Source organism: Acidobacteriota bacterium (assembly GCA_033549365.1).
GTDB lineage: Bacteria > Acidobacteriota > Aminicenantia > Aminicenantales > Saccharicenantaceae > JAWSUF01.
Genome location: JAWSUF010000003.1, coordinates 377,869 through 402,970, shown reverse-complemented (window position 1 = coordinate 402,970; position 25,102 = coordinate 377,869). Strand labels below are relative to the sequence as shown.

15 protein-coding genes are annotated in these 25,102 nt (G+C 58.6%); 12 read left to right on the top strand and 3 right to left on the bottom strand.

Translation table 11 applies throughout. The annotated features are described in order from the left end of the window. Positions 1 to 36 precede the first annotated feature (36 nt). Both SCM96_07000 and SCM96_06995 read left to right on the top strand, forming a co-directional pair. Positions 37 to 276 (top strand): AbrB/MazE/SpoVT family DNA-binding domain-containing protein, encoded by a 240-nt coding sequence (locus SCM96_07000; protein ID MDW7760367.1) that lies wholly within the window; start codon positions 37 to 39, stop codon positions 274 to 276. Beyond that, positions 273 to 680: a PIN domain-containing protein gene (locus SCM96_06995; GenBank protein MDW7760366.1), complete on the top strand. Its 408-nt coding sequence runs from the start codon at positions 273 to 275 to the stop codon at positions 678 to 680. The genes SCM96_07000 and SCM96_06995 overlap by 4 nt, the downstream gene beginning before the upstream one ends. A 131-nt stretch (positions 681 to 811) precedes the next feature. On the opposite strand, the gene SCM96_06990 is transcribed toward SCM96_06995, so the two are convergent. Then, positions 812 to 1,963: a zinc-binding dehydrogenase gene (locus SCM96_06990; protein MDW7760365.1), complete on the bottom strand. Its 1,152-nt coding sequence runs from the start codon at positions 1,961 to 1,963 to the stop codon at positions 812 to 814. A gap of 39 nt (positions 1,964 to 2,002) precedes the next feature. Between SCM96_06990 and SCM96_06985 the strand changes: the two genes are divergently transcribed. Together SCM96_06985 and SCM96_06980 are read left to right on the top strand one after the other, a co-directional pair. Then, a complete protein-coding gene (locus SCM96_06985) occupies positions 2,003 to 3,724 on the top strand; it encodes a DUF885 family protein (GenBank protein MDW7760364.1) in 1,722 nt (573 codons plus the stop codon). 36 nt (positions 3,725 to 3,760) lie between these two features. Continuing rightward, positions 3,761 to 4,294, top strand: a complete 534-nt coding sequence (locus SCM96_06980) for an adenine phosphoribosyltransferase (GenBank protein ID MDW7760363.1) — start codon at positions 3,761 to 3,763, stop codon at positions 4,292 to 4,294. Positions 4,295 to 4,403: 109 nt separating this feature from the next. On the opposite strand, the gene SCM96_06975 is transcribed toward SCM96_06980, so the two are convergent. Beyond that, positions 4,404 to 5,432: a tetratricopeptide repeat protein gene (locus SCM96_06975; protein ID MDW7760362.1), complete on the bottom strand. Its 1,029-nt coding sequence runs from the start codon at positions 5,430 to 5,432 to the stop codon at positions 4,404 to 4,406. Between the two features lie 203 nt (positions 5,433 to 5,635). Between SCM96_06975 and SCM96_06970 the strand changes: the two genes are divergently transcribed. From SCM96_06970 to SCM96_06950, 5 genes are all read left to right on the top strand, one after another. Next, positions 5,636 to 8,311, top strand: coding sequence for a sulfatase-like hydrolase/transferase (locus SCM96_06970; protein ID MDW7760361.1), 2,676 nt, complete (start codon positions 5,636 to 5,638; stop codon positions 8,309 to 8,311). 61 nt (positions 8,312 to 8,372) lie between these two features. After that, positions 8,373 to 8,615: a hypothetical protein gene (locus tag SCM96_06965; GenBank protein MDW7760360.1), complete on the top strand. Its 243-nt coding sequence runs from the start codon at positions 8,373 to 8,375 to the stop codon at positions 8,613 to 8,615. 52 nt (positions 8,616 to 8,667) lie between these two features. Then, a complete protein-coding gene (locus tag SCM96_06960) occupies positions 8,668 to 10,005 on the top strand; it encodes an SAM-dependent methyltransferase (protein ID MDW7760359.1) in 1,338 nt (445 codons plus the stop codon). Between the two features lie 67 nt (positions 10,006 to 10,072). Then, positions 10,073 to 11,353, top strand: coding sequence for a pyridoxal phosphate-dependent aminotransferase family protein (locus SCM96_06955; GenBank protein MDW7760358.1), 1,281 nt, complete (start codon positions 10,073 to 10,075; stop codon positions 11,351 to 11,353). A 367-nt stretch (positions 11,354 to 11,720) separates the two neighbouring features. Beyond that, positions 11,721 to 12,935: an alkaline phosphatase gene (locus SCM96_06950; protein ID MDW7760357.1), complete on the top strand. Its 1,215-nt coding sequence runs from the start codon at positions 11,721 to 11,723 to the stop codon at positions 12,933 to 12,935. A 313-nt stretch (positions 12,936 to 13,248) separates the two neighbouring features. Here the strand turns inward: SCM96_06950 and SCM96_06945 are convergent, their stop codons facing one another. Further along, positions 13,249 to 15,624: a hypothetical protein gene (locus SCM96_06945; protein ID MDW7760356.1), complete on the bottom strand. Its 2,376-nt coding sequence runs from the start codon at positions 15,622 to 15,624 to the stop codon at positions 13,249 to 13,251. Between the two features lie 471 nt (positions 15,625 to 16,095). Here SCM96_06945 and SCM96_06940 point away from each other — a divergent pair, with 471 nt between their 5' ends. The 3 genes from SCM96_06940 to SCM96_06930 all read left to right on the top strand — a co-directional run bounded on the left by SCM96_06940 (position 16,096) and on the right by SCM96_06930 (position 25,088). Further along, positions 16,096 to 19,179, top strand: coding sequence for a carboxypeptidase-like regulatory domain-containing protein (locus SCM96_06940; protein ID MDW7760355.1), 3,084 nt, complete (start codon positions 16,096 to 16,098; stop codon positions 19,177 to 19,179). Positions 19,180 to 19,334: 155 nt separating this feature from the next. Then, positions 19,335 to 21,707, top strand: coding sequence for a hypothetical protein (locus SCM96_06935; protein ID MDW7760354.1), 2,373 nt, complete (start codon positions 19,335 to 19,337; stop codon positions 21,705 to 21,707). Between the two features lie 144 nt (positions 21,708 to 21,851). Then, complete coding sequence (locus tag SCM96_06930; GenBank protein ID MDW7760353.1) at positions 21,852 to 25,088, top strand: sialidase; 3,237 nt, start codon at positions 21,852 to 21,854, stop codon at positions 25,086 to 25,088. The last annotated feature ends 14 nt before the right edge of the window (positions 25,089 to 25,102 follow it).

The window sequence follows — 25,102 nt, the reverse complement described above, 5'->3', positions numbered from 1 at the left end:
TAGTAAAGTCTTTATAATTATGTAAAGGATACGCCCATGACGACAGCCACGGTCTCTTCAAAAAGTCAGATCACCCTCCCGGCGGCGGCCTGCCGGGAGATCGGCATCAAGCCCAACGACCGGGTTCTCGTCGAAGTCCGGGATGGGGCGATCATCATCCGTTCCGCCCCGGACCTGATGGACTTCCGGGGCGCGCTGGGCAAAGCCCTGCCCCGAAAAACCGAGACGGGGGCGGCGAGACAGGCCGCGGCGAAGCGTCTGAACAAGACGTCATGACGGCCTGGTTCGTCGACGCGAACATCTTCCTCCGTTTTCTGACCGTTGACGATTGCGGCCAACATGAGAAAGCCGTCCGCCTTTTCGATGCCGCCCGCCGGGGGGAATGCCGCCTGGCTACGGGTCCTCCCGTTCTCTTCGAGCTGGCCTGGACGCTTCGGGCAGCCTACAAACAGCCGAAAGCCCGCGTTCTCGAAATCTTAAAGGCCGTCTTCGCGACGCCCGGACTGACTCTCATCGACGCCCCGCTCGTCGCCGATGCGCTGACTCTCGCATCCGCGACCGGATCGGAATTCGCCGATGCCTATATCGCCGCGAGTTGCCGGGCGGCGAAATGTTCGGGTGTTGTGACTTTCAACCGAAAGGACTTCGCCCGGCTTGGAGTCAAATTGGCGGATCTCTAAACGATTAGATTTTCCAGCAGCATGTCCATCAGTTTCCCGGCGGCGGTTTTGGCGGCCGCCTCGTCGGCTTCGGGAATCAAAATCGTGATGAGAACCGAATCAAGCGGCCGTGCTCGACAATTTGAGCGCGGTCAATCCTTTTTCGGAACGATCACCGTCCGGATGCGGTCGCCGTAGTTGTCGAGATTGTCCAGAGCTTCGTTGACGGCGGCGGCCTCCAGGGGAATCGTCCCCGTCACAACGTCGGAGAGGTCCAGCAGGCCGCGGCGGGCGTATTCCATGAGGAGGGGGAATTCCGACATCTGGTGGTCGGAGGCGCCGATGATCTCGACCTCCTTGCCGAGAATCTCGCGGTAGGGGTCGACCTCGAGAAGGCGGTCGGTGAGACCGACAAGGACCACGCGGCCGAAGACCCCCGCCGCCTGGACGGCCTGGCGGGTCACCTGGGGCAGGCCGATGAGCTCAATGGCGATGTCGACGCCGCGGCCTCCGGTCAGGTTTCGGATCGCGGCCACGGGATCGCCGTCGGAGGCGTCGATGGGGATGGCCCCGTACTTTTCCGCCCGGACGAGTTTGGACGTCCGGATATCGACGGCGTAGACGTCGAGGGCGCCGAAAGCCTTGGCGAGCTGGACGGCGGACAGGCCCAATCCTCCGACGCCGAAGATGGCCACCGTCTCCCCGGCCCGCAGGCGCGATTTGCGAAGGGCGTGGAACGAGGTGATGGACGAGCACATCATGATCGCGCCCTGCTCGAAGGGGATCTCGTTCGGAAGGGGGACGACGCTGCGGGAGGGCACGGCGATGTATTCGGCGTATCCGCCGTCGATGTGCTTGCCGATCATCCGGCCCTCGACGCAGAACTGCTCGCGGCCCCGGACGCAGTAAGGGCAGGCGCCGCAGGTCACGAGGTAGTGGACGCCGACACGGTCGCCGCGTTTTAGGCCGGACACGCGCGGGCCGACCTTTTCGACGACCCCGGCCACTTCGTGGCCCGGCGTGACCGGGACGACCGCCGGCGAGGTCCCGGCCCGGTAGTGGGCGTCCGAGTGGCAGATACCCGCCGCCCGGACGGCGATGAGAACGTCACGGTCGCCGACCGCGGGGATGGGCCGATCCTCCATCCGCAGGGGTTTTCCGATTTCCGTCAGGCGCACGGCTTTCATGGTCATGGTCGCGTCCTCCTCCGGGCGGTCCCGCGCCGTCCCGGCACCGGAAGAATAACGCGTCTCGCGGACGTTGTCAAAGGGCCCGAAGAATTGGACGGCGGAGATTTTTTTCATATAATGAGTTTCACGTTTTGTTATTGTAAGGAGAGACGGATGAAACAAGGAACGATCATTCTGCTGGGCGCGGCCCTGCTGGTTTCCTGCGGATCGCCGCGGCCGGCCGTGGACGGCATCGCCGCCGATTACATCGCGGCCTGGAAAGAGTTCCGCCCCAGCCGGGCCTTTGCCGCCGGAGACCGCGAGTCCGCATTCCGGTTCGAGAGCCTGGCCCCGGAGGCGATCGAAGCCTGGATCGCCGTCAATGAGGAGACGCTGGACCGGCTGAGCGGACTGCCGGGGAAACTGTCCATCGACGACCGGGCCGACCGGAATCTTCTGGAACGGCAGATCCTGACCGAACTCGAAACATGGCGGGAGGACCGCGCCCACACCGCGTCGCCCTCTCTCTACTCCGGCCTGATCTCCCAGGCGCTGACCCATCTCCTGGCCCGCGAGGACCTGCCGCCGGCGCAGAGGCGCCGGGCCGTCGTCGAACGGCTGGAGGGGATCCGCAGCCTCTGCGGGGAGGGCCGGGCGCTTCTCGGCGACGGGCGGCCGCAGAGCACGTCCCGCAGCATCGGCGGGCTCGAATCCTCGGCCCGCTTTTTCGAAACCGCGCTTCCGGGAATCGTCGCGGCCTGGCCGGGCGATCATCCGGACGACTTCGACGCTTCGGCCCGCGAAACCGCGGCCGCCGTCAGGGAACTCGCCGACCACGTCCGGAACAATGTGCTGCCTCGGGCGTCTCTTCCCGATGCCCTGGGACGGGACATATACGCGTCAAAACTGAAAATCGCCGTCGGCCTGGACCTGACTCCGGAAGGTCTGGATGAAATCGCCGGCCGGGAGATCGCCGAGGTGCGCCGTCTCATGGCCGTCGAGTCCCGTCTCTATCACGCGGAAAAACGCCCGGACGAACCCGTGCCCGGATCCTTCGACGAGCTCGTCGGGTCGGCCATCCGCGACATGGAGGACAATCGGGAATCGACCCAGGCCGGTTTTCTGGCCGAATTTCTGGATCTCATCGAGCGATCCGAGGCTTTCGTCCGCGAACAGGGCATCGCCACGATTCCCGAGCCGCGGACTCTGATGACGGCTCTTTCTCCGGCTCATTTCGCAGGGGCCGCCGTGGGCGGGGTCTATCCTGCCGGACCTTTCAATCCCGGCGCCGATACGCTGTTCTACCTTCCGACCGTTCCCGACGATGCGCCGGAGGATGTCAAGGAAGGCTTCTATCGCTCCTTCAACAACCACTTCAACGCCATGATCATTCCCCACGAGATCACGCCGGGACACTACATGCAGGCCAAGATCGCGGCCAAGCTGCCGCGAATCGTCCGGCCGCTGTTTCCCGACGGACTTTACGTCGAGGGGTGGGCCACGTTGTGCGAGCCCATCGCGCTCGACGCGGGCTGGAACGGCCGCAACCGGCTGGACCGACTGGCCCATCTCCGAAAAAAACTTGAAAATGCCGTCCGGGCCTATATCAGCGTTCAGGTCCACTGCAACGGCTGGGACCGCGACCGGGTCCTGGAATTCGCCGTCAAAGAAGGGCTGCTGGCGCCCCAGTTTGCCGTCAACCTCTGGGACCGGGTCATCGACTCACCCTTCCAGATCACGACCTACTTTCTGGGCCTGCGGGAGATGAGCGATTTCATGTCCAGGGAGAGGGCGCTGCAGGGAGCGGAATTCAACCTCCGCGCATTTTGCGACGCCGTCCTCGGGGCCGGGCCCGTGCCGATTTCGTTCCTGCCCGAACTTGTCGGGACCAAATGACGGCCGCCCCAAAAGTAAGAAGATAGGAGAACGCTCATGTCGAACCATCTCGCCTCAAAAATCCGGACCGTTCCGAACTGGCCGAAGCCCGGAATCATGTTCCGGGATATCACAACGCTTTTAAAGGACCCCGAGGGCTTCAAGACGACGGTCGATCTTCTCTTCGACCGCTACAAGGACCGCGGCATCGGCGCCGTGGCCGGAATCGAAAGCCGGGGATTTATCGTCGGGGCCGCTCTGGCCCACAGGCTCAAGGTCGGCTTTCTCCCCATCCGCAAGCCCGGCAAGCTTCCGGCCGAGACCGTCTCGGAGGAGTACGAACTCGAATACGGGCGGGACCGGATCGAAATTCACAGGGACGCCGTCGGAAAGGGCCAGAGGATCCTGCTCGTCGACGATCTGATCGCAACGGGCGGCACGGCTCTGGCCGGATGCCACCTCATCGAGAAGCTCGGCGGCGAGGTCGTCGAGTGCGCCTTCATCATCGACCTGGTCGATCTCGGCGGAAACAGGAAGCTCATGGACGCGGGATACAAGACGTTTCGCCTCGTCGAATTCGAAGGGGAATAACGCCGCACTTCATCCGGCGGATGTCCAAACTCCGCCGACAGGCCGAATCGCGAGAGATCGCCCCGCGGTCTATAGAGGAACGAGCCGCGGAAACGCAGCGCCCACCGTGTTACAGGCGCGCCAGGTCGGCCTCGGCGGCGATCGCGCCGAAGGCGGCCCAGTTTCCGGCTTTCAGAATGTTGCGGAAAATCTCCGCGGCCCGCTCGATGTCGCCGTTATACAAATACCAGTTCCCGACGCCGTATCCCTGTGTCGCCAGGTTCAGGGAAGCTTCGTCCGCATCCGTCCCGGCGCCGGAGGGCGCAAGCAGGTCCTCGGGAGACTTGAGCCCTTTGTACATCAGAAGCCGGTTGTGATAGGAGCCGTTTTCGATGATGTTCATTTCGGGCGTGATCCGCTCCAGAACGGCCTCCGCCTCGGCCGTTTTGCCCAGGCGCCGGAGGGTCATATAGAGCCAGTCCGATGTCGCGGCGAGAAGATCGTCGTTGTCGCTCCACTTCAGGCATTCGCGGTAGGCCGATTCCGCGTCTTCGAACCGGCCCTGGAGATAATGGGCGAGGCCCAGGTGATACCAGATGTTGAAATGGGTGTTGGACAACAAAACACCGAGCCTGTTGGGAGTGCCGTCGGGTTCGGTTTCCCGCGGCCGCGAGGCGGCGAGTTCGGCGGCCCGCCGGAAGTCGGCAACGGCATCGTCGAACCGCCTCAGGGTCATATGGCGGTGGCCGCGGTGACGGAGAAGCCGGTAGGATTCGGGAAAACGTTCGAGGCCGCCGCTGAAGATGCGGACGGCCTCCCGGTACCGGCCGAGATAGGCGGCTCTCCGGCCCAGCCAGATGGTGTTCTCTTCGGTCGGTTCGCGATCGAAGGCCTCGCGGGCCTTTTCGTAGGCGGTGAGCGCAGCGGCCGACGGCGGGGCGGCATAGAGCTTATCCCCCAAGAGAGAGATCGCTTCGGGTTCGGATGTTCCTTCGGCGGCCTGCGTCATGATCGGGGCGGCATCCGGGCTGCGGTCCGATCCCGGCACCCTGACTCCGGTCCGATCTTCACCTTTGCTCCCGCATGCACCCAGCAGAACCAAGCAGGCCAGGAGTGCCGTTGACATGCCGGCAAAACGTAACCTTGTGGATTGAACCATGCTCAACTCCTGTCAATGGAATTCGGCTTATTATTGACAACAAAACATTTATCACACCATAGTCGATGGATCAACCCTCTTCATCGTTTTGAAGCCAAGTTTTCCTTTCGTTGACAAAATCTTCCAAAAGGATAAGATGTTTGTTAGCTGAACTAATCCAGTCAGACACCGGATATTCGTTTATTGAGATGGCTTGAAAGTGGATGAAAGATGATTTGTTGGATAGAGTCCGTGATCGCGGATACGCGGCAACCCTGGTTATTGCTTCGGTGGTGTTGACTCCCGTCATTTTCACATCGTTCACGATCTATTCCACCAACGTAATGGAATTCGGCATGTCCATCTTGGAAATGCTGAAACCTTTGATCCTTTTCTGTCTTGTCGCATGGACGGCGGGCGTCATACTTTTAATGATCGCCCCCAAAACCGTTTATGTATACCTGTTATCTTTTTTCGTGGCTTTATCACTCTTGTTCTGGATTCAAGGCCGTCTTATGGTCTGGGATTACAGCGTTTTGGACGGTCGCCCCATCGTATCAAGTGAATACACGATCCAAGCCGCAGTGGATTCATTCGTTTGGGTTCTGGTTATCGCTCTGGCGATCTTTTTTGCCAAGCGCATCCATTTGCATGCACGGCAATTCGCCGTGATTCTGATCCTCATGCAGACCGCCACGTTCGGCATGGACATATGGGGCCTGGAAGAACCGCCTTCCTTCCACAGATATCGGCTCGATGAATCCCATAAATACTTGTTTTCCAAAGAGAAAAATGTGGTGCTGATCATTCTTGATGCGTTCCAGGCGGATATCATGATGGAAATTCTTCGTGATCATCCCGGCTATCGGACGGATTTTGATGGCTTCACATACTACCCAAACAGCCTGTCGGCCTATTCAAAAACCTATGCGGCCATTCCGGCCATGCTGACGGGCCAATGGTATGAAAACAACAAAGCCATCCAAGACTTCCTGGCCGATGCCTTCAAATCCAGGTCGGTAACAAACGAACTCATCGATCTTGGCTGGAGAGTGGACCTTTTTCCGGATGTCGAGCGATCTCTGTATTTCTCGAAACGGGTCGCTTCGAATATGATACCCCTCAAGGGTCGCGCGAACACGGCAAGAGAGGCGGGCCGATTGATCGATATCGCACTCTTCCGAAGCAGCCCCCATGTCCTGAAAAAATTCTGGCTCAATGATTACCGGTGGCGATTCAACAGATGGTTTGCCGAGATGGATCCCGACACGGACTCAAACAATCAGGGATTCGAAATCATGGATCATCCCCATCCAGCCATTCGCTTCATCAAAGAAGCCGAAGCGTTTTCATCAGCAGAATTATCCAATCCTTCATTCAAACTTTATCACTTCATGATCCCTCACGAACCCTTCATGTTGAATGAATATCTGGAGATGGAGCGACTCCCATCCGGGCGAAACGGATTTTTTCGTCATTCCAAAGCCGGGCTGGAAATCGTCAAGCGGTTTCTCGAGGTTTTTCGGCGGAGCGGCATTTATGATCAAACGATGTTTCTTGTTTTATCAGATCACGGCGGAGGGGAATATCTTATCGATATCGACCAAACCTTGCTTTCGGAAGCGCTCCAAGCCAAGGAAAGTAGCGAATCCCGGATTCCTCCGAGGCATATGCAGTCGGGATTGCCCCTGGTATTGATCAAGCCGTTCGGTGCATCGGGGGAGCTGACGATTTCCCATGCCCCTGTTTCTCTCGGAGACATCGCTTCCACCATTGCAGAAAGCGTCGCATTGAAAAGGGATTATGGGGGACGGAATATTCTGAATATCGGTGAAAAGGAAGACCGCACCCGGCGATACCTTTACTTCACTTTCAAAGAATGGAACACGCAATACCTGCCGGACATGACCGAATATTTTATTCGCGGACACAGTTGGATTCCCAGTTCATGGGCCGCCTCCGGGAATGTCTTTCGCCCTCCTTCACGGAGAAAAGCTCAGAGGGATGAAGATCCGGATTCCATATTTTACGACTTAGGGAGAGAGATTCATTTTATCCAAGGATTCCAAGAAACGGATTGGCTGAGCGAAGGTTGGAGCCAACCGGAATTTTGGGGAACATGGTCGAATGCGGATTTTGCAATAATCCGCGTGCCTTTGACCGGAAGGACTCTTGGGGCCCTGGATGTTCGGTTCCTGTTTCGACCATTTCTGGCGGATGGCCGTTTGATCGAACAGCGTGTCGGCATTAAGGTCAACGACCACGACCTTGGGGAATGGCGGGCAAACCAGAGAAATTGGCACAGCGTTTTCATCCCATCCGACATCGCATCGGCTTCCGAGTTGTTGGAAATCAGATTGAACCTGCCCGATGCCGCTGCTCCCGCCGATTTCAACCTCAACAATGATGAACGCAAACTTGGAATTGGAATCACCACGATGGTGATCGTCGATCCGCCTCTTTATCATCTCGGCCAAAAGATTCCGTTTTTTGATAAATCCAACTTTTTGAATTGGCTCGTCGACGGATGGTACGAGCCTCAGTCAAATGCCGTATGGTCAAAGGGACATCAGGCCGTGTTGCGTGTGCCGTTTGCCGAGAAGGTCCACGGCCCGCTCGAAGCCAGATTTTCATTCACTCCGTTTCTTGCTGAAGGGGTCTTGGACAGTCAGATTGTCCTGTTAAGCGTCAACGGAACACTCCTTGAGGAATGGGTCGTCGTGAAGGAGGGCCGTTACAGGGCTTTGATCCCGTCCGATCTTGTTGACGGCGTAGAAATCCTGGAATTCGTTTTTCAACTTCCCCGGGCGACATCTCTTGCCGACCATATGGAGTCTATCGACGCCCGTGTGTTCGGAATCGAGCTATGCGAAATGGAAATTGTTCAACCGGCCAAATGAAGACATCCCAACGTTCTTCTTGAGATGGGGTTGTCGCGGGCAAGAAAATAAAGGAGACATCATGAAAAATTCGCCGCTGTTGACGGTCGTGTTGGGTTTGTCCGTCATGTTATTCGCAAGCAACCCGGTTTACGCCTATCTCGATCCCGGAACCGGAAGCATGATTGTGCAGGCGATCATCGGGATGGTCGTGGCCGTCAGTGTGTCCCTGGGAATTTTCCGGAAGCGCGTCAAGACGTTTTTGAAGCGACTCTTCAAACCCGGATCCGAGCACAATAACAATCCATCGCCCCATGGGGACTGAGTTCTCTTCATTCCGGGACCCGGCCGGACGAGTCTTCATCAGGGACGGCGACGTGTATCGAAGCGTTTTTCGTCCGGGCGCTTCGGATTTTGAAGCCGCCCGGGATGCCGGAGTCCATGCCCTGCTTCAGGATGCCGGACTGTTGATCCCCCACCAGGAAACACGGCCGGACGACCGGATGCCTGCCCACACCATTCATTTGTTGAAATACCCGCGACTCCCGATGGTCAGCTATCCCTGGGAATGGGCCTTTTCCATGTTGAAAGATGCCGCCTTGCTGCATCTGGACATCATGGAAAAAATCCTGCCCCTGGGTTTCTGGTTGCGCGACGCCAGCGCCTTCAATGTCCAATACGACGGTTCGGGACTGCGTTTGATCGACACCTTGTCCATTGGACACCGCCCGGCGGGAAGCCCCTGGATCGCCTATGGCCAGTTCTGTTCCCATTTCCTGGCGCCCCTGGCTATGGCCGCATATCGGGATATCCGCACGCTGGGCTTGTGGCGCAATCACATCGACGGCTATCCTTTGGATCTGGCCGTGACGATGCTGCCGTTCCGGCGTTTTTTCAATCCCCGGCTCTTCATGCATCTCAAACTCCACGCCCGCGCCCAAGTGACGGCCGACCGCAGAGACAATCTGAATCGGAACAGGACACGGAAAAAGCCGCAAGTCAGCGATTTGGGTCTGATCGGACTGACCCGTTCGCTCAGGCGGACCGTCGAAGGTTTGCGATGGAAGCCGCGCTCCAGGATCTGGGATCAATACCTGAATTTGAGAACCTATTCCGAGAAAGACATCTCGACCAAAACCCGCTTCATCCGGGATGTTGTCGGCCGGGCCGGACCCGCCACCGTATGGGATCTGGGAGCCAATACGGGAGAGCACTCCTTGATATCCGCCGCATCGGGCGCTTTCGTTGTCAGCATCGACGGAGATCCCGCCTGCACCGAGCACGTCTACAGGCAGAACCTCCCGGGCAAGCACAGGGATCGATCCATTCTCCCGCTCACCATGGATCTCGCGAATCCTTCCCCCGGCCTCGGCTGGAAAGGCAGGGAACGATTGAGCTTGACGGATCGCGGCCCGGCGGATCTTGTTCTGGCTTTGGCCCTCGTTCATCACCTGGTGTTGTCATCCTATGTGCCGCTCTCCATGATTGCCGCCTGGTTTGCCGAACTCGGCCGGCATGCGGTGGTGGAATTTGTTCCCCCGGACGACGGCATGGTCCAAAAACTTCTCCAGAACCGCAATGGCGGACATCTTCCCTATGATCAAAACACCTTTCAAACCGGCTTCGGCCGTTTTTTTGAGGTTCTGGATCGAGTCCCCCTGGAAAACGGACGCATTCTATTTTTCATGAAAAACAAGATTCCAAGCAACGGATGAATTGACAAAATCGCGGCGGCAAGTAAGATAACATCTCTGTTGAGGGATCCGAACAAGGAGACCTATTGTGGATATTTTTGACAAGTGCAAAACCGACGGCGGTTATTTCGGACCGTTCCGGGCCCGCAACGACTTCTTCTTCACCCGCCCCATCCTCGATCCCGTCCCCGGCCGGGAAATGCTCTACCAGGGGAAAAAAGTCATTCAGTGGTCGATCAACAACTATCTCGGCCTGGCCGAGAACGAGGAGCTGAAATCGATCGCCGCCGAGGCCGCCCGAACCTACGGGCCCGGAGCGCCCATGGGCGCCCGCATGATGACCGGGAACACCCAGAAGCATCTCGACCTCGAGGCCAAGTTCGCCCGGTTCATGGGCAAGGAAGACGCCATCCTCTTCAACTACGGCTACCTGGGCGTCCTGGGCACGATTCAATCCCTCTGCGAGCCCAAGGACACCATTATCATCGATAAACTGGCCCACGCCTCCATGGTCGACGCCATGTACCTGTCCCGGGCGAAATTCCGCGTCTTCAAGCATAACGATCCGAACAGCCTCGAGGCCCATCTCAAGAGGATCAATCGGGACCGCAAGGGCGGCGTTCTCGTTGTGACCGAGGGCGTCTTCGGCATGACCGGAGACATCGCCCCCCTGGCCGACATCTGCTTCCTCAAGGACAAGTACGAGGCCCGGCTGTTCGTCGACGACGCCCACGGCTTCGGCGTCGTCGGACCCAACGGCCGGGGATCGGGGGAACTCCATGACTGCATGGACAAGATCGATATCAACCTGGGCACCTTCGCCAAGGCCTTCGCCGCGATCGGCGGCGTGGCCGGTTCGACCCGCGAGGTCTGCGATTGGATCCGATTCAACGCCCGCACCCAGGTTTTCGCGAAAAGCCTGCCGATGATCTATGTCGAGGTCCTCAGCCGGGTCATCGACTTCATCGCCGACGGCAACGACCGCAGGGCCAGGATGTGGGAAGTGAACAGGAAGCTCAAGGCCGGAATCCGGGACCTCGGTTACACGGTCGCCGAGGTTCCCTCGCCCGTCACCCCGGTCATCCTCCACATGAAGGACCTTCAGATCGCTCTGTCGATCATCCGCAAAATGCGCAAGCGGGGGATTTTCATCACCGCCGTCGCCTATCCCGTAGTGCCGCGCGACATCGTGCTCTTCCGGATGATTCCGACCGCATCCCACACGGACGAGGACATCGAGCAGACCGTAGCCGCCTATAAAAGCGTCAGGGACGAACTCGGACTCGACCTCCAGGCGATCAAGGCCGCCCTGGCCGGGGCTTATAACGTCGGCGTCGGCTCCGACGAAGACGAGAGCGTTATCGTCTGATTCGAATCTCACCGGGATCTCCCTGCAGCTTGTGAAGGCGTAGAGGCTGCGTCGGCTTCCGCTTTTCGGGCTCGGGTGAATCCCTTCGCAAGACGTGTCCGGGCCCCGGCGAGTCCCGTCCACTCCGGCTCCGGGTCTCGCTCTCCTCAGCCTTCGGCTTCGGACCCGTGCCCGCTCGACCCTCCGACGGCTTGCTCCGGGATCCCCCCTGCGCCCCGCGGAAGCCTCCTTGCCGGGGGAAAAAGGTGCAACGCAGTCGGAATGGTGAGATCGGCACGCCCGAAGGGTCATAACGCCGGATAGGAAAGAGAAGCAATATCGGCGTTATGACGCACAGTTCCGGCAGGCTTGACGGAAGGTGGGGCGGGTGGTATTGTCTCTCCTCATGTCGCCTCACATGTTCCGCCGGAATGAAAGGCCCGCCCGAAAACGGCGCATTTTTACCGCGGGAGTCGCGCTTCTCCTCTCCGCCTCTCTTTTCGTTTCGACCGCCTGCGCACCCAGAACTGAGGACGGCCGCCTCCCGGGCGGCCTCAAGGGCCGAACCCAAAACGTCATTCTCCTCATCGGCGACGGCCTGAGCGTCGCCGCCGTCTCGGCCGCCCGCCTGAGAAAAGGCGGTGCGGAAGGACGCCTTCATATGGACAGGATGCCCGTGGCTGGATTCGTCCGGACGACGGCCGCGAATGATCTGATCACCGACTCGGCCGCTGCCGCGACGGCCATGGCCTCGGGTTTCAAAACGAACAACGGCATGATCGGAATGACACCGGACGGCCGGAAGGTTCTTTCCATTATGAAGGCGGCCATGGACCGCGGGATGGCGGCCGGCCTGGTCGCAACCTCATCGATCACCCACGCCACGCCCGCCGCCTTCGCCGCCCACGTCCCTTCGAGAAACATGGAAACGGAAATCGCCGCGAACTTTATCTCGGCGGGCGTCAACCTCCTCTTCGGCGGGGGCCGCCGCTTTTTCCTTCCCGAGACGCCGGACGGTGGAAAGAGGGATGACGGGCGCAATCTCCTCCAAGAAGCCCGGGCCGCCGGTTACGACGTCTGCCTGACACCGAAAGAGGCGGCCGCCGCCGAGAGCCGGAAAATCCTCGGCCTGTTTGCCCACGGCGCCATGGATATGACGGCCTCGGACATTTCCCTGGCCGATATGACCTCGCTGGCCATCGAAAAACTCCGGGGGCGCGGGCGCGGCTTCTTTCTCATGGTCGAGGGCAGCCAGATCGACTGGGAGGCCCACGACAACATTCCGGACCGCATGATTGAGGAGATCCTGGATTTCGACGAAGCGGCCGGCCGGGCTCTGGATTTCGCCGCGAAAGACCGGCGGACGCTTGTCATCGCCACCTCGGATCACGAAACCGGCGGTCTCGTCATCCTGGACGGAACCCCGGACGGCGGCGAAATCGAAGTCGCCTGGGCCTCGACGGGACACACCGGCGCTACCGTGCCCCTCACCGCCTTCGGACCTGGAGCCGAGGCCATCTCGGGCTTCCGAGACAACACGGAGATCGCCCTCGCCCTGGCCCGGCGTCTCGGCATCCGGGATTTCCCGCGGCATCTCGACTGACTCCGGGACCGCTTTTATCAAAACTCCCGCGATTCGGGTTCCTGTCGGAGAGAGGGGATATCGGTCCCCGTACCGTCTGGATTGGGACCATAAAATTTCCAGTCGGGCATGAAGTCCACCGCAGGTTTCCCAGTCCGTCATGAGAGCCCGGAGCACCGTGATGGGCATTGCGTTTTCGCTTTCATGGCCGACCCGATCGAGCAGCATATCGACACACTTCTTCCGCGTCTTCAGGCCAAGATATTGTTTCAAGGAAAAGGGGCTTTCGGCCCCGGAGGGTGTCTCCCTCCGGGGCTTCAAACCGCTTGGATGATTACTTTTGGATGGAGGACAGGTCGTCGATCACCCACATCCCGCGTCCGTTGGTCGCGATGACCAGCATGTTGTCGCGGGGGTGGATCTGGATGTCCCAGACCGGGGCGTTCGGCAGATTGTTTCCCAGGCAGTTCCAGGTCTTGCCCCCGTCCTTCGTCACATAGACCCCATAGTCCGTTCCGACGTAGAGGACGTTCTTATTCCAGGGATCCTCACGGATGACGTTTGTCGGACCGCCGGGAATGTTTCCGGCGATGTTCGTCCAGGTTTTTCCGTAATCGGCGGACCTGTATATGTAGGGCGCGAAGTCGTCGTCGTGACGGCCGATGAGCGAAATGTGGACGACCGACGGATCGTGCTGTGAGGCAACGATCGTCCAAACATGCTTGAAATACGGAAGCCCGGCCGTGATCTCCGTCCACGACCCCCCGCCATTCTGCGTCACGTGCACGCGCCCGTCGTCGGTTCCCGCGTAAAGGAGGCCGAATTTGAAGGGGGATTCGGCAATGGCCGTGATCGTCGAGAAGGGGATGGCATAAGGCAGCTTGCCCTGCTTCTGCGGATCGTAGGCCGTCAGCTCAGGGCTGATTCTCTCCCAGGTTTCCCCCCGGTTCATGGACCGGAAGACATGCTGGAAACCGTGATAGACGACGTGCGGGTTGTGCGGGGAGAGAATCGTCGCGGCCAGCCACTGGCCGCGGTATTCGGACTCACCCTCGGCGGCCCGGGGATAGATGGCCTTGCTTGTCCAGACGCGGTTCCCTTCGTCGTAGACAGACCTTTCCACCCGCCCGTAATAGGAGGAGGCATATTGGGTATTCGGGTCCGAGGGATCCACGGCGATGTGCGTTCCCTCGCCGCCGGGCGCCCTCTCCCAGGTAACCTGGGGACCGCCCCGGCGCCGTGCGGGAGGAGCCTTCGGGTCAATGGGCGCGACGCCCAGCCCACGGTAGGTCCCGAAGTCCTGGACCGAGCCGTAGACCGTGAATGGCTGTTTCATGTCGAGAGCGACCTGGTAGAATTGAACGGCCGGGATCCCGGTCTGGAAGCTCCTCCACCTCTTCCCGCCGTCGTAGGAGACATAGGTCCCGCCGTCGTTGGCGTTGATCAGATAGTTCGAATCCGACGGATCGATCCACAGGCCGTGATGGTCGCCGTGAACATTGTCTTCCCGGCCCAGTTGCTCCCAGGTCTTGCCGCCGTCTTTTGAACGCCAGAGTCCCAAACCCATGAGATAGACGACGTCGGCGTTGTTGGGATCGACGCGGATCTGTCCGAAGACCCATCCGTAGGTTCCACCGAACCGCTCGAACATCTTGTCGGACGGATTCACCTTCCTCCAGGATTCGCCCTGGTCGTCGGACCGGTAGACCTCGGCGCCGACGATGTCCGGATAGGTCCGGACACGGCGGTAAGAATCCAGCTCGCCGGGTTCGGGCATCCGTGTCGGAGTGTGGTTGTCGATGAAGGCGTAGACGACATTCGGCTGGGTCCGGCAGAGATCGAGGCCGATCCGCCCTGTCGTATCCGTATTGGGAAGACCGTTCGTCAACTGCTTCCAGGTCTTGCCGCCGTCGGTCGTCTTGAAGATGCCGTCGCCGGGACCCGGAACCGGATCGCTCCAGCGCCGACGGATCCTGTTGACCATAGAGGCGATGAGGACGTCGGGATTGGCGGGATCCATCACCAGGTCGATGGCCCCCACCTTCTCACTGATATAGAGCACTTTCTCCCACGTCTTCCCCCCGTCCATGGTTTTGTAAACACCGCGGTCGGGGTTAAACGTCCATTCGTGGCCCGTCGCTGCGATATAGACGATATTGGGATTCTCGGGATGGATGCGGATCCGGCCGATGGTCTGGGTCGCCTCGAGCCCCATGCGTGTCCATGTCCTGCCGGCATCCACGGACTTGTAGACGCCGATCCCGGCGATCGAGGCCCGAAAATGGTTGGCTTCCCCGGTTCCAAGCCAGACGATATCGGGATGGGATTCCGATATGGCCAGATCCCCCGTCGAGAGCGTCGGCAGCTCATCGGTGAGAGGGATCCAGGAGACGCCGGAGTTTTCCGTTTTCCAGACTCCGCCCGTCGCCGTCCCGACGTACATGACCTGCTTGCTGCCCATTGGGACTTCGACGTCGGTGCAGCGGCCGCCCACATCGTAGGGCCCGATGTAGCGCCAGGCCAAATCTGCAAAGGGCGTCGAGGCCTTCATCTGTTCATGCGCGGCCGCCCATTTGAGACGAAGCCCCGGATCGGTGCTCTCCACAAGCTTCTGTGACTTGGCCGGCGCGGACCTCTGGGCCGCGGCTCCGACCAAACCCAACACAAGGAAAAGACACAGGACAAGATAAACCCTTTTGGAAAAACTCATGAAATCCTCCATGCAGGATTGATATTATTTATGAAATATATTAAATATTTCATATTGATATATAAGTAGTCCGAGATCGCCTCGAAGTCAACAATTTTTTTCAAACCCTTGCAATCCAAGAAAATGAATCCATAATATTGAATATATTCAATATTTTGTAATATCGTCCATGTGTAATATTTGATATATTAGACATATTCTTTTATATATCTGTATCTTACAAAATCCTTTTTTAAAGCACTTTTTTGGCACATTTATTGCTTTTATTTCAATTGTGGATATTGAGGCTGGTTTTCACAGCAGCGGAAAAACGTTCCTCCCCGATCAGCACTTTCCGGTTCTACTCTCCAAGGGAATGGTCTTTGATCCCGATCTCTATCAACTTAAGGAGGTGGATAACAAAGGGAAATGCCGGACTTATCAAAATCAACCCGACAAGGCGGAATCACTGAAAGGAAAGGAGACTAACGAATGAAAAGGGCAGGAATTTTTATTTTCGTGCTGCTCATCGGGGTTTCCCTCTTTGCCCAGCAACGAACGGGAAACATCTACGGGCAGGTCGTCGATTCCCAAGGCCAGGGTCTTCCGGGCGTCAACATAACTCTGACCGGAAGACTGACGGCTCCAATGGACACGGTCACATCCGCGGAGGGCCGATTCAGATTTCTCTCTCTCTCCCCGGCCAGGGATTATGTTCTGAAAGCCGAACTCACGGGATTCCAGACAAAAACAGAAGAAGGGATCATCGTCAACGTCGGCGCCAATGCCAGCGTCACCCTGGTGATGGAGGTGGGAAGTCTCGAAGAAGAGATCACGGTCACGGCAACGACATCGGTCGTCGATACAAAAAAGACCGCCGTTGCATCATTTGTGACCAATGAAGTCCTTCAATCGCTTCCGAGCGCAAGAGACCCCTGGGTCATCATTCAAATGGCGCCCGCCGTGCAAATGGACCGGGAGAACATCGGCGGTTCCGAATCCGGCTCCCAGGCGCAGTTCACCGCCCACGGCAACCGGGACTCGCTCCAAAACCAGTGGTCCATGGACGGGGCCGTCATCACCGATGTGAGCTCCGCCGACTCCGCCATATACTACGACTTCGATTCCTTCGAGGAGATGAACATCACAGTCGGAGGTTCGGACGTTACCACTCAAACAGGTGGGATCTCGATCAACATGGTCACCAAGAGGGGCGGGCAAAGCCTGTCTCTCGGAGGGCGATTCTACTTGACGGATGAAAGATTCCAGGCCGCGAATCTGACGGATGAACTTCGAGCCGAAGGCGTCCGCGCCACCAACCGAATTGAGAACATCAAGGACTTCGGCTTCAACATGGGCGGCCCGATCGTCAAGGATAAGGCCTGGTATTGGGTGTCTTACGGCGTCCAGGACATCAAGATGTTCACCATCCTGGGGACCAAAGACGATACCCTGCTGTCCGGGTACAACGCCAAGATCAACCTGCAGCTTCTTCCCCAGAATCGTTTTGAGTTTTACACCAATATCGCCTCCAAGCAGAAATGGGGACGAAGCGCCACCTGGACCACCCCCTTGGGTGTTCGGCAGAAGGACCGATACTATTTCGGAGTTCCGATCGTGAAAGCCCAGGATGAGCACATGTTCGGAGACAACATGTTTGTTTCCGGCAAATTTGTCTATGTCGGGGGCGGATTCGGCATGTGGGCCATGTTCAACGAGGACAGCGCCAAGATCGGCCGATACAACGTGGCCAACGCCCAATGGGATCAATATCAATACAACTACCTGCACGACCGGCCGAGAAAAGATCTTTCGCTCCTGGGCCATTATTTCAACGAAGACCTGCTGGGGTTCGCCCATGAAATGAGGTTCGGCGGAGAGGTTTCCAGACGGTCGCATCAAAGCATGGGCAGAAGCTACACCCATTATTATCATAATTACAACAATCCCACATTCGACATCACGGGAGACCAATCTCCGGATATCGTCCCCGGGCTCTATCAAGTCCGGACGGCAAGATACAACGATACCCGTTTCGCTGTCGACGCCTATTCCTTCTATATCAGCGATACGCTCACAAAAGGCCGACTCAATGTGATGTTGGGATTGAGATGGGACCTGCAAACCCCCTATATCGAAAGCTTCTCCGTTTATTCCAACGCTCAAGCCGCAGATCCTTCCTTCAGGGACAATTTCACCCAGCGGACGGCGGATGTTCTCAGCAAGTACCTAAGTCCTTTTGATGTGCCGGAGACACGGCCCGATTACCGTTGGAACAACCTGTCTCCCCGCTTAGGGCTCACCTACGAGCTCCCGGGCAAGAGGAGAACCATCGCCAAGCTGTCTTACGGCAAGTTCGGCGATTTCATGCGGACGGGGCAATTCAATGTCTCGCCCCTCGGAACCGGGGGATACATTTATTATTGGTGGCTGGACCAGAACAATGACGGGATAACCGACTACACCGAGCTCTATTGGCACAACAGTCTCACCTATCAACCCTATCGTGTTTTTGACGATGCCGGAAACTTCATCGGCGATTGGAACAACACCAAAAACATCATGTGGGGCGGGTTCGATCCCCTGAATCCCTCCCAAACAGCGGAATCCGCCCTCAAGCTGGACAAGAACGCGGGATCGTCAAGAACCCAAGAGCTGATGCTCACCCTGGAAAGAGAGATCAGCGCAGATTTTTCCGCGTCAGTGACGGCCCACTACAGAAAATTCGATCATGCCTTATGGACGCTCGACTATTATCCCGCCACGGGACACGTTCGGAGCAAGGACGACTATGTCCAGGTGGGAACGGTGCCGAACTCCGTGGGCGGCTGGAGCACGGGCTCGGCGGCGGGCCGGCCGTATTATCTCTTAAGCGGAAGTCAGGGCGCGACATCCTACACGTATCGAACCCGCAACAATGATGCCTATGATCAATTCTACGGTCTGGACTTCATGATCACCAAAAGGCTCTCCCACGGATGGATGATGAACGGCTCCTTTTCCGTTCAGAATCAGATCCAGAATTTCGGCGAAAGCGGCTATCTGAATCCCACAAACAACTGGGCTCTTGACGGGCGTCCCTATTCGCCGTACATCGGAGGGTCAAGCGGAAAAATCAGCCAATACATCTTTGCGCGGTGGATGGCCAAGCTGTCCGGCCTCGTGCAACTGCCGTACGGATTCAATGCCAGCATGACTTTCATGGCCCGGGACGGCTTCATCATTCCCGAGTACTTCAACATCGTCGACTACACCGCCCCGAATCCGCGTGATCGAACCGTAACCATTTACATCGAAGAATTCGCCAAGTTGCGCCTGCCCATTTATACAAACATGAACTTCCGGCTGGAAAAGATGCTGCTGGCCGGCGACTTCGGAAAAATCTGGGTCATGGCCGACATCTTCAACCTGTTGAACAATGATGTCATCAACCGGCGTTACGAAAAGTATCTCGGCACCCTGTACGCCTACGAAAACCCCGCGAACAACCGATGGGTGGATAACCCCACGAATTACCTCGCCAACGAAATTTTGAACCCCAGAACGGTCCGGCTCGGAATGAGATTCCAGTTCTAACATCCTGTTGTTCCAAAGCGTTCGGGGTTTCGCCCGGCCCGCGGGTCGGGCGAAACCCCGAACGCGGCGGAAATCCTTGACGCCGGCGGAAGCCGGCTGATCCGAGTCCGCCCGGCCGCCGCGCCGGGCTTTTTCAAAGGGATAAAGGAGACGTCATGTTTGATCCCCTCCATTCACGGGGCAAGTTCACCCCATTTGCGTTTTTTTTCGTTTGCCTTTTCGCGGGACTTCTCATCGGTTCGCCGGAATCGACCCCCGCCCGGAAAGAGAGTCGGCCGACGGATCCGGCCCAGCGGCATGTGTGGTTCAAACAACACATGGCCATGAAGAACGCATCCATCTTCAAGGAGATGACCTGGCGGAATATCGGGCCGGACATCATCAGCGGCCGATGCACGGATATCGACGTTCCCAAGGGGCAAATCCACACCATCTATGTGGGTTCCAGTCACGGAGGTGTTTGGAAAACCGTCAATTCCGGCATCACCTGGGAGCCGATCATGGAAGATCTTCCGACCGGATCCATCGGGGATATCGCCGTAGATCCATCGAATCCGGACATTGTCTGGGTGGGAACGGGAGAGGCCAATATTTTCCGGTCCTCGACGGCCGGAATCGGCATTTATAAGTCCGTGGATGCCGGCAAGAGCTGGCGACACATGGGCCTGGACGATACGTACACCATCGGCCGAATTGTCGTCCACCCGGGAGATTCCAACACCGTCTATGTCGCAGCGTCCGGTCATGAATGGACCGACAACGAAGAACGCGGCGTCTTTAAAACCCGGGACGGCGGCGAGACCTGGGAAAAAGTTCTCTTCATCAGCGAACGTATTGGAGCCTGGGATCTGGCGATAGATCCCCTGAATCCGGACACACTTTACGCCTCGACATGGAATCGGATCCGCCGCCCCTGGACCGATCCGGTCCCGGGTCCCGGTGACGGTTTGTTCAAGACGACCGACGGCGGAAAAACCTGGAAACATCTCACCAACGGGCTTCCGGACATGAAACTGACGGGTCGGATCGGCATCGATATCGCGCGAAGTAATCCCAATGTCCTCTACGCCTATATCGACAACCACAATCCCGGCCGCCTGCCGAAAGAGGGCGAACGCGATGCCTACGGCCGGTTGAGAACGGGCCGGGTGCTTGTCGGACCGGAGGTTTACCGTTCGGACGACAAAGGGGAATCCTGGAGGAAGGTGAGCCCCGACCTGGAAGGCGCGGGCGCAACCTACGGCTGGGTGTTCGGCCAGATCCGGGTCGATCCCAACGATGAAGATACGATTTACATTATGGCCCTCCGCATGTCCCGATCAACCGACGGCGGAAAAACATTCAGCTCCTTCAGTTATCCGGGTCTCCACGGCGATCACCACGGGCTCTGGATTTGCCCCGAGGATTCCAATTATCTCATCAATGCCAATGACGGCGGCATCAATATCTCCTACGACGGCGGGGCGACCTGGAGGGATTTTCACCACAACATGAATCTGGGCACGTTCTACAACGTCTCCTACGACATGAAAAAGCCGTTCAACGTGTACGGCTCCGTGCAGGATCATCCGACATTCCGGGTCAACATCAGCCACGGGCTTCCCAGAAAGCGGGGAGAGCCGGGTTTGAACACCCGGTGGGAAACCGCGCCCGGCGGAGAAGAAACCCATATCGCCGTCGATCCGGAAAATCCGCATATCATTTATTCGGCCGGAAAAACCCAGAACAACCGGCTCAGCCGGTCGGAATTCACGCCCGGACTCGACGGCATGTGGGTCAGTCATCGGGTCAATCCCGTGCAGGTCGAGGGCGAGCCGCTGTTGCGGACCAAGTGGCTGGTTCCGGTCATCCTCTCCCCGCATAATCACAAGGTCGTCTATTACGGAATGCAGTATCTGTTCCGGTCCATGGACATGGGGGAGACCTGGGATCGAATCAGCCCGGACTTGTCCCACCAGGATCCTGCCAGGATGGGAGAAGGTCAATACGCCATCCCCCATCAATGCATCACGCAGATTTCGGAATCTCCCTTTCAATTCGGACTCATCTATGCCGGGACGGACGACGGAAAAATGCATGTGACTCTGAACGGCGGCTGCGCCTGGACGGACATTACACGGGGATTGCCGGATTATAAAACCGTATCCAGAATCGTCGCCTCCCAATATGACAAGGGAACGGTCTACGTCACGCTCAACGGCCGGATGACCGACGATTTCACCGATTACATTTTCAAATCCGTCGATTATGGAAAGACCTGGGTGGATATCTCCGGCAATATCCCCGGAGGACCGGTCAATGTGATCCGGGAAGACCCCAAGAACCAAGACATCCTGTACGCGGGAACCGATCTCGGCGTTTATGCCACGCTCGACGGCGGAAAAACATGGTACGTTCTGGGCGGCAATTTACCCACCTGCTATGTCTGGGACCTGATCATTCATCCCCGCGACAACGTCATGGTCATCGCCACCCACGGCCGGGGGATGTATGTCATCGACGATATGACTCCGGTCAACGGAAAGTGAGTGACCCGGCGGCCCGGGACCAGCGTGTGGAGCCGGCTCGGATCCAATAAGGACGGATCCGGGATTGATGCAGCCGCAAGACATTCACGAGTCGGTTTCCGCCTCTGCATTTGGACCGGGGCCCCATTGTGACAATAAGGAGAAATGATGTTTTCAAGAGAGCAGTTCCGGCGGAATTCTTTGTTGATCCTTGGCGTTTTCGTTCTGGTCGCCACAGGCGCATTCATCGCCGCCGGCCAACAGTTCGGTCGGAGCGGCTTCATGCGGTCCCGGCTCCAGCCCCGGTCCGGGACCATCCCCGAGGATCTGTCCGCTCTGGATTGGCGGTTCGTCGGCCCCCCCGGCAATCGCATCAGCGCCGTTGTCTTCGACTCGAACGATCCAAACATTTATTACGCCGGCGCCTGTGCCGGAGGAGTCTGGAAGTCGATCGATGGGGGGACAGAGTGGCGACCCGTCTTCGACGATCAGACCTCGCAGTCCATCGGCTCCCTGGCCATCGCCCCGTCCGATTCAAACCAGGTCTGGGCGGGAACGGGCGAGGCCTTCATCCGCTCGAACGTCCTCATCGGCGACGGCATCTACAAGTCGACCGATGCAGGACTGACCTGGACCCGGATGGGGCTCGAGAAAAGCGGCCGGATCGGCCGCATTGCGGTCGATCCCCATGACCCGAATACCGTTTTCGCCGCCGCCCTCGGGCACAGCTACGGCCCCCAGAAAGAGCGCGGTGTTTTCAGGACGAAGGACGGCGGAAAAACCTGGGAACACGTTCTCTTCATCGACGAGAACACGGGGGCGTCGGGCCTGGTCATCGATCCCAATAACCCGCGGACGATCTTCGCCGGAATGTGGTCCATCGTGATCCACACCTGGGGCAAGTTCAGCGGCGGGCCGGGAAGCGGCGTCTACGTCTCCCGCGACGGCGGCGACACCTGGACGAAAATCCAGGGCCGGGGCCTTCCCGGGTTCGATGTGGGGAAAGTCGACGTGGCGGTCGCCCCCTCCGATTCGAACCGGGTCTACGCCCTCATCGAGACGGGCGACCGCGGCACGCTTTGGCGGTCGGACGACCACGGCCATAACTGGCGCGTCGTAAGTTATGAACGGCGCATCAACGAGCGACCGCACTACTACACCCGAATGTGCATTGCTCCGGATGACCCCAACACGGTTTACTTCCCATGCAACAGAATGTACGTGACCTATGATGGCGGCGAATCCATTGACGACTTCAGCGGCGGCGGCGACTGCCATGATATGTGGGCCGACCCGAAAAACCCTGAACGGATGATGATCGGCCATGACGGCGGCATCAGCATGACCACGACGCGCGGCCGGCAATGGCGCCGGATCGTCCTGCCCGTCGGTCAGATGTACCACGTAGCCGTTGACGACCGCATCCCCTATTTTGTCTACAGCAACATGCAGGATTCAACCTCCAAGCGCGGGCCCGCCTATCCCGGCTACGGACCCGAACCCCCGATCTGGATCAGCATGGGCGGCTGCGAGTCAGGTTTTTCCTATCCCGACCCGGCCGATCCCGACATCGTCTGGGGGACCTGCTATTCGGGGACGGTCGAGGTCTACAATCTGAGAACGGGCCTTGTCCGAAGCGTCAATCCCTGGCCGGACAAGTCGCTCGACTCACCGGCGGAAAATCTCAAGTACCGATGGAACTGGACGCATCCGATCGCACTATCGCCCCACGACAGCAAACGGGTTTATGTCGGAAGCCAGTACGTCCACCTCACGACCGACGGCGGCCGGAATTGGTCCGTCATCAGCCCGGACTTGACGCTGAACGACAAATCAAAACAGGGGTCCTCGGGAGGCTTGAGCAAGGACAACCTGGGCGTTGAATACGGCTGCACGCTTTTTGCCATTGCCGAATCGCCTGTCCAAGAAGGGTTGATCTGGGTGGGTTCGAACGACGGTCTGATCCATGTCAGCCGCGACTTCGGCAAGACCTGGACGAACGTCACGCCCTCAGCCATGCCCCATTGGGGCACGGTCAGCATGATCGATCCCTCCCGTTTCGATGCGGGTCGCTGCTACATCGCCGTTGATGGACACCAGGAAAACATCCGAGACCCCTACCTCTTCAAGACCTTGGACTTCGGCAAGACCTGGACGCGGATCGATGCCGGCATCCCGCGGTCACCGCTGAGCTACACGAGCGCCATCAAGGAGGACCCCGTCCGCAAGGGCCTGCTTTTCGCCGGCACGGCCAACGCCATCTATTTCTCGATCGACGACGGGGCATCGTGGCTCCCTCTCCAGGCCAACCTCCCCCAAGCCTGCATCACCTGGATCGCCGTCCAGGAGCGCTTCGGCGACCTTGTTGTCGGAACAAACGGCCGGGGCATCTGGATTATGGACGACATCTCCCCGCTCCGCGAATACGGCAAAGGCGCCGGATTCCTCAAACCCAGACCCGCCTGGCGGTTTAAGCCCAGGGAGCGGGTCGTCAGCTTCCCAGGCGACCCCAGTATCGGGCGAGGCGGTCCCTACGGGGCCAGTTTGAATTTTTTCCTTGATGAAGACGCCGGCGGCGGCGCGCGGATTGAGATCTTCGATGAAAGAGGGACGAAATTCCGCACGCTTCGGTCTCCGGCCCGCAGGGGATTGAACCGAATCAACTGGAATCTTCGGGGCGAAGCCGTCGCCCAGATCGAGCTTCGGACGACTCCCGATTATCATCCCCGCGTCTGGGAAGAGAAGAGGTTCCGAGGCCGAGATACGAGGCCCGTCAGTCACTGGGGAATCCAGCAGCCTCTCTCCGGGATCCTGGCGCCGCCAGGCCTCTACACGGTCAGGTTGACCGTGGCCGGAAAATCCCACGAGCGGACGCTCGAGGTCCTCAAGGATCCGAACACCCAAGGCACGGTCGATGACATCCGGGCGATGACTCATCTCTGGGCCGCGGCCCTCCAGGATCTGAACGAGGTTGTCTCCATCATCAACCGAATCGAATGGGCCGGTCGACAAATGGAGGACCTCCGAAAGGTCCTGTCCCAGGCGAAAGGCGGCCGGATTTATCTCGACGCCCTGACGGAAACTCATGGGCGGCTGAGGGATGTTGAGCGCTTGTTCCTCGAGGACCAGATGCTGGCTTCCGACCCGAAGTCCTATCGCGAAGAAATGGCCCTCTACCAGAAACTTGTCTGGTTTATCGGCGAGGTCGGTTTGGGCGCGGGCGACATCCGGAATACGGAGGATTTCGGTCCGACGAGCCAGCAGCTGGAAGTTTACGAGATCCTGAAGAAGCGTTTCGCGGACGGACGGGCGGCTTTTAACGCGCTGATCAACACGACGATCCCGGCCTTCAACACGATGCTTGCGGACGCGGGGCTTGGACCGGTTATCGCAAATTTCTAGAGAGACGGCCCGCC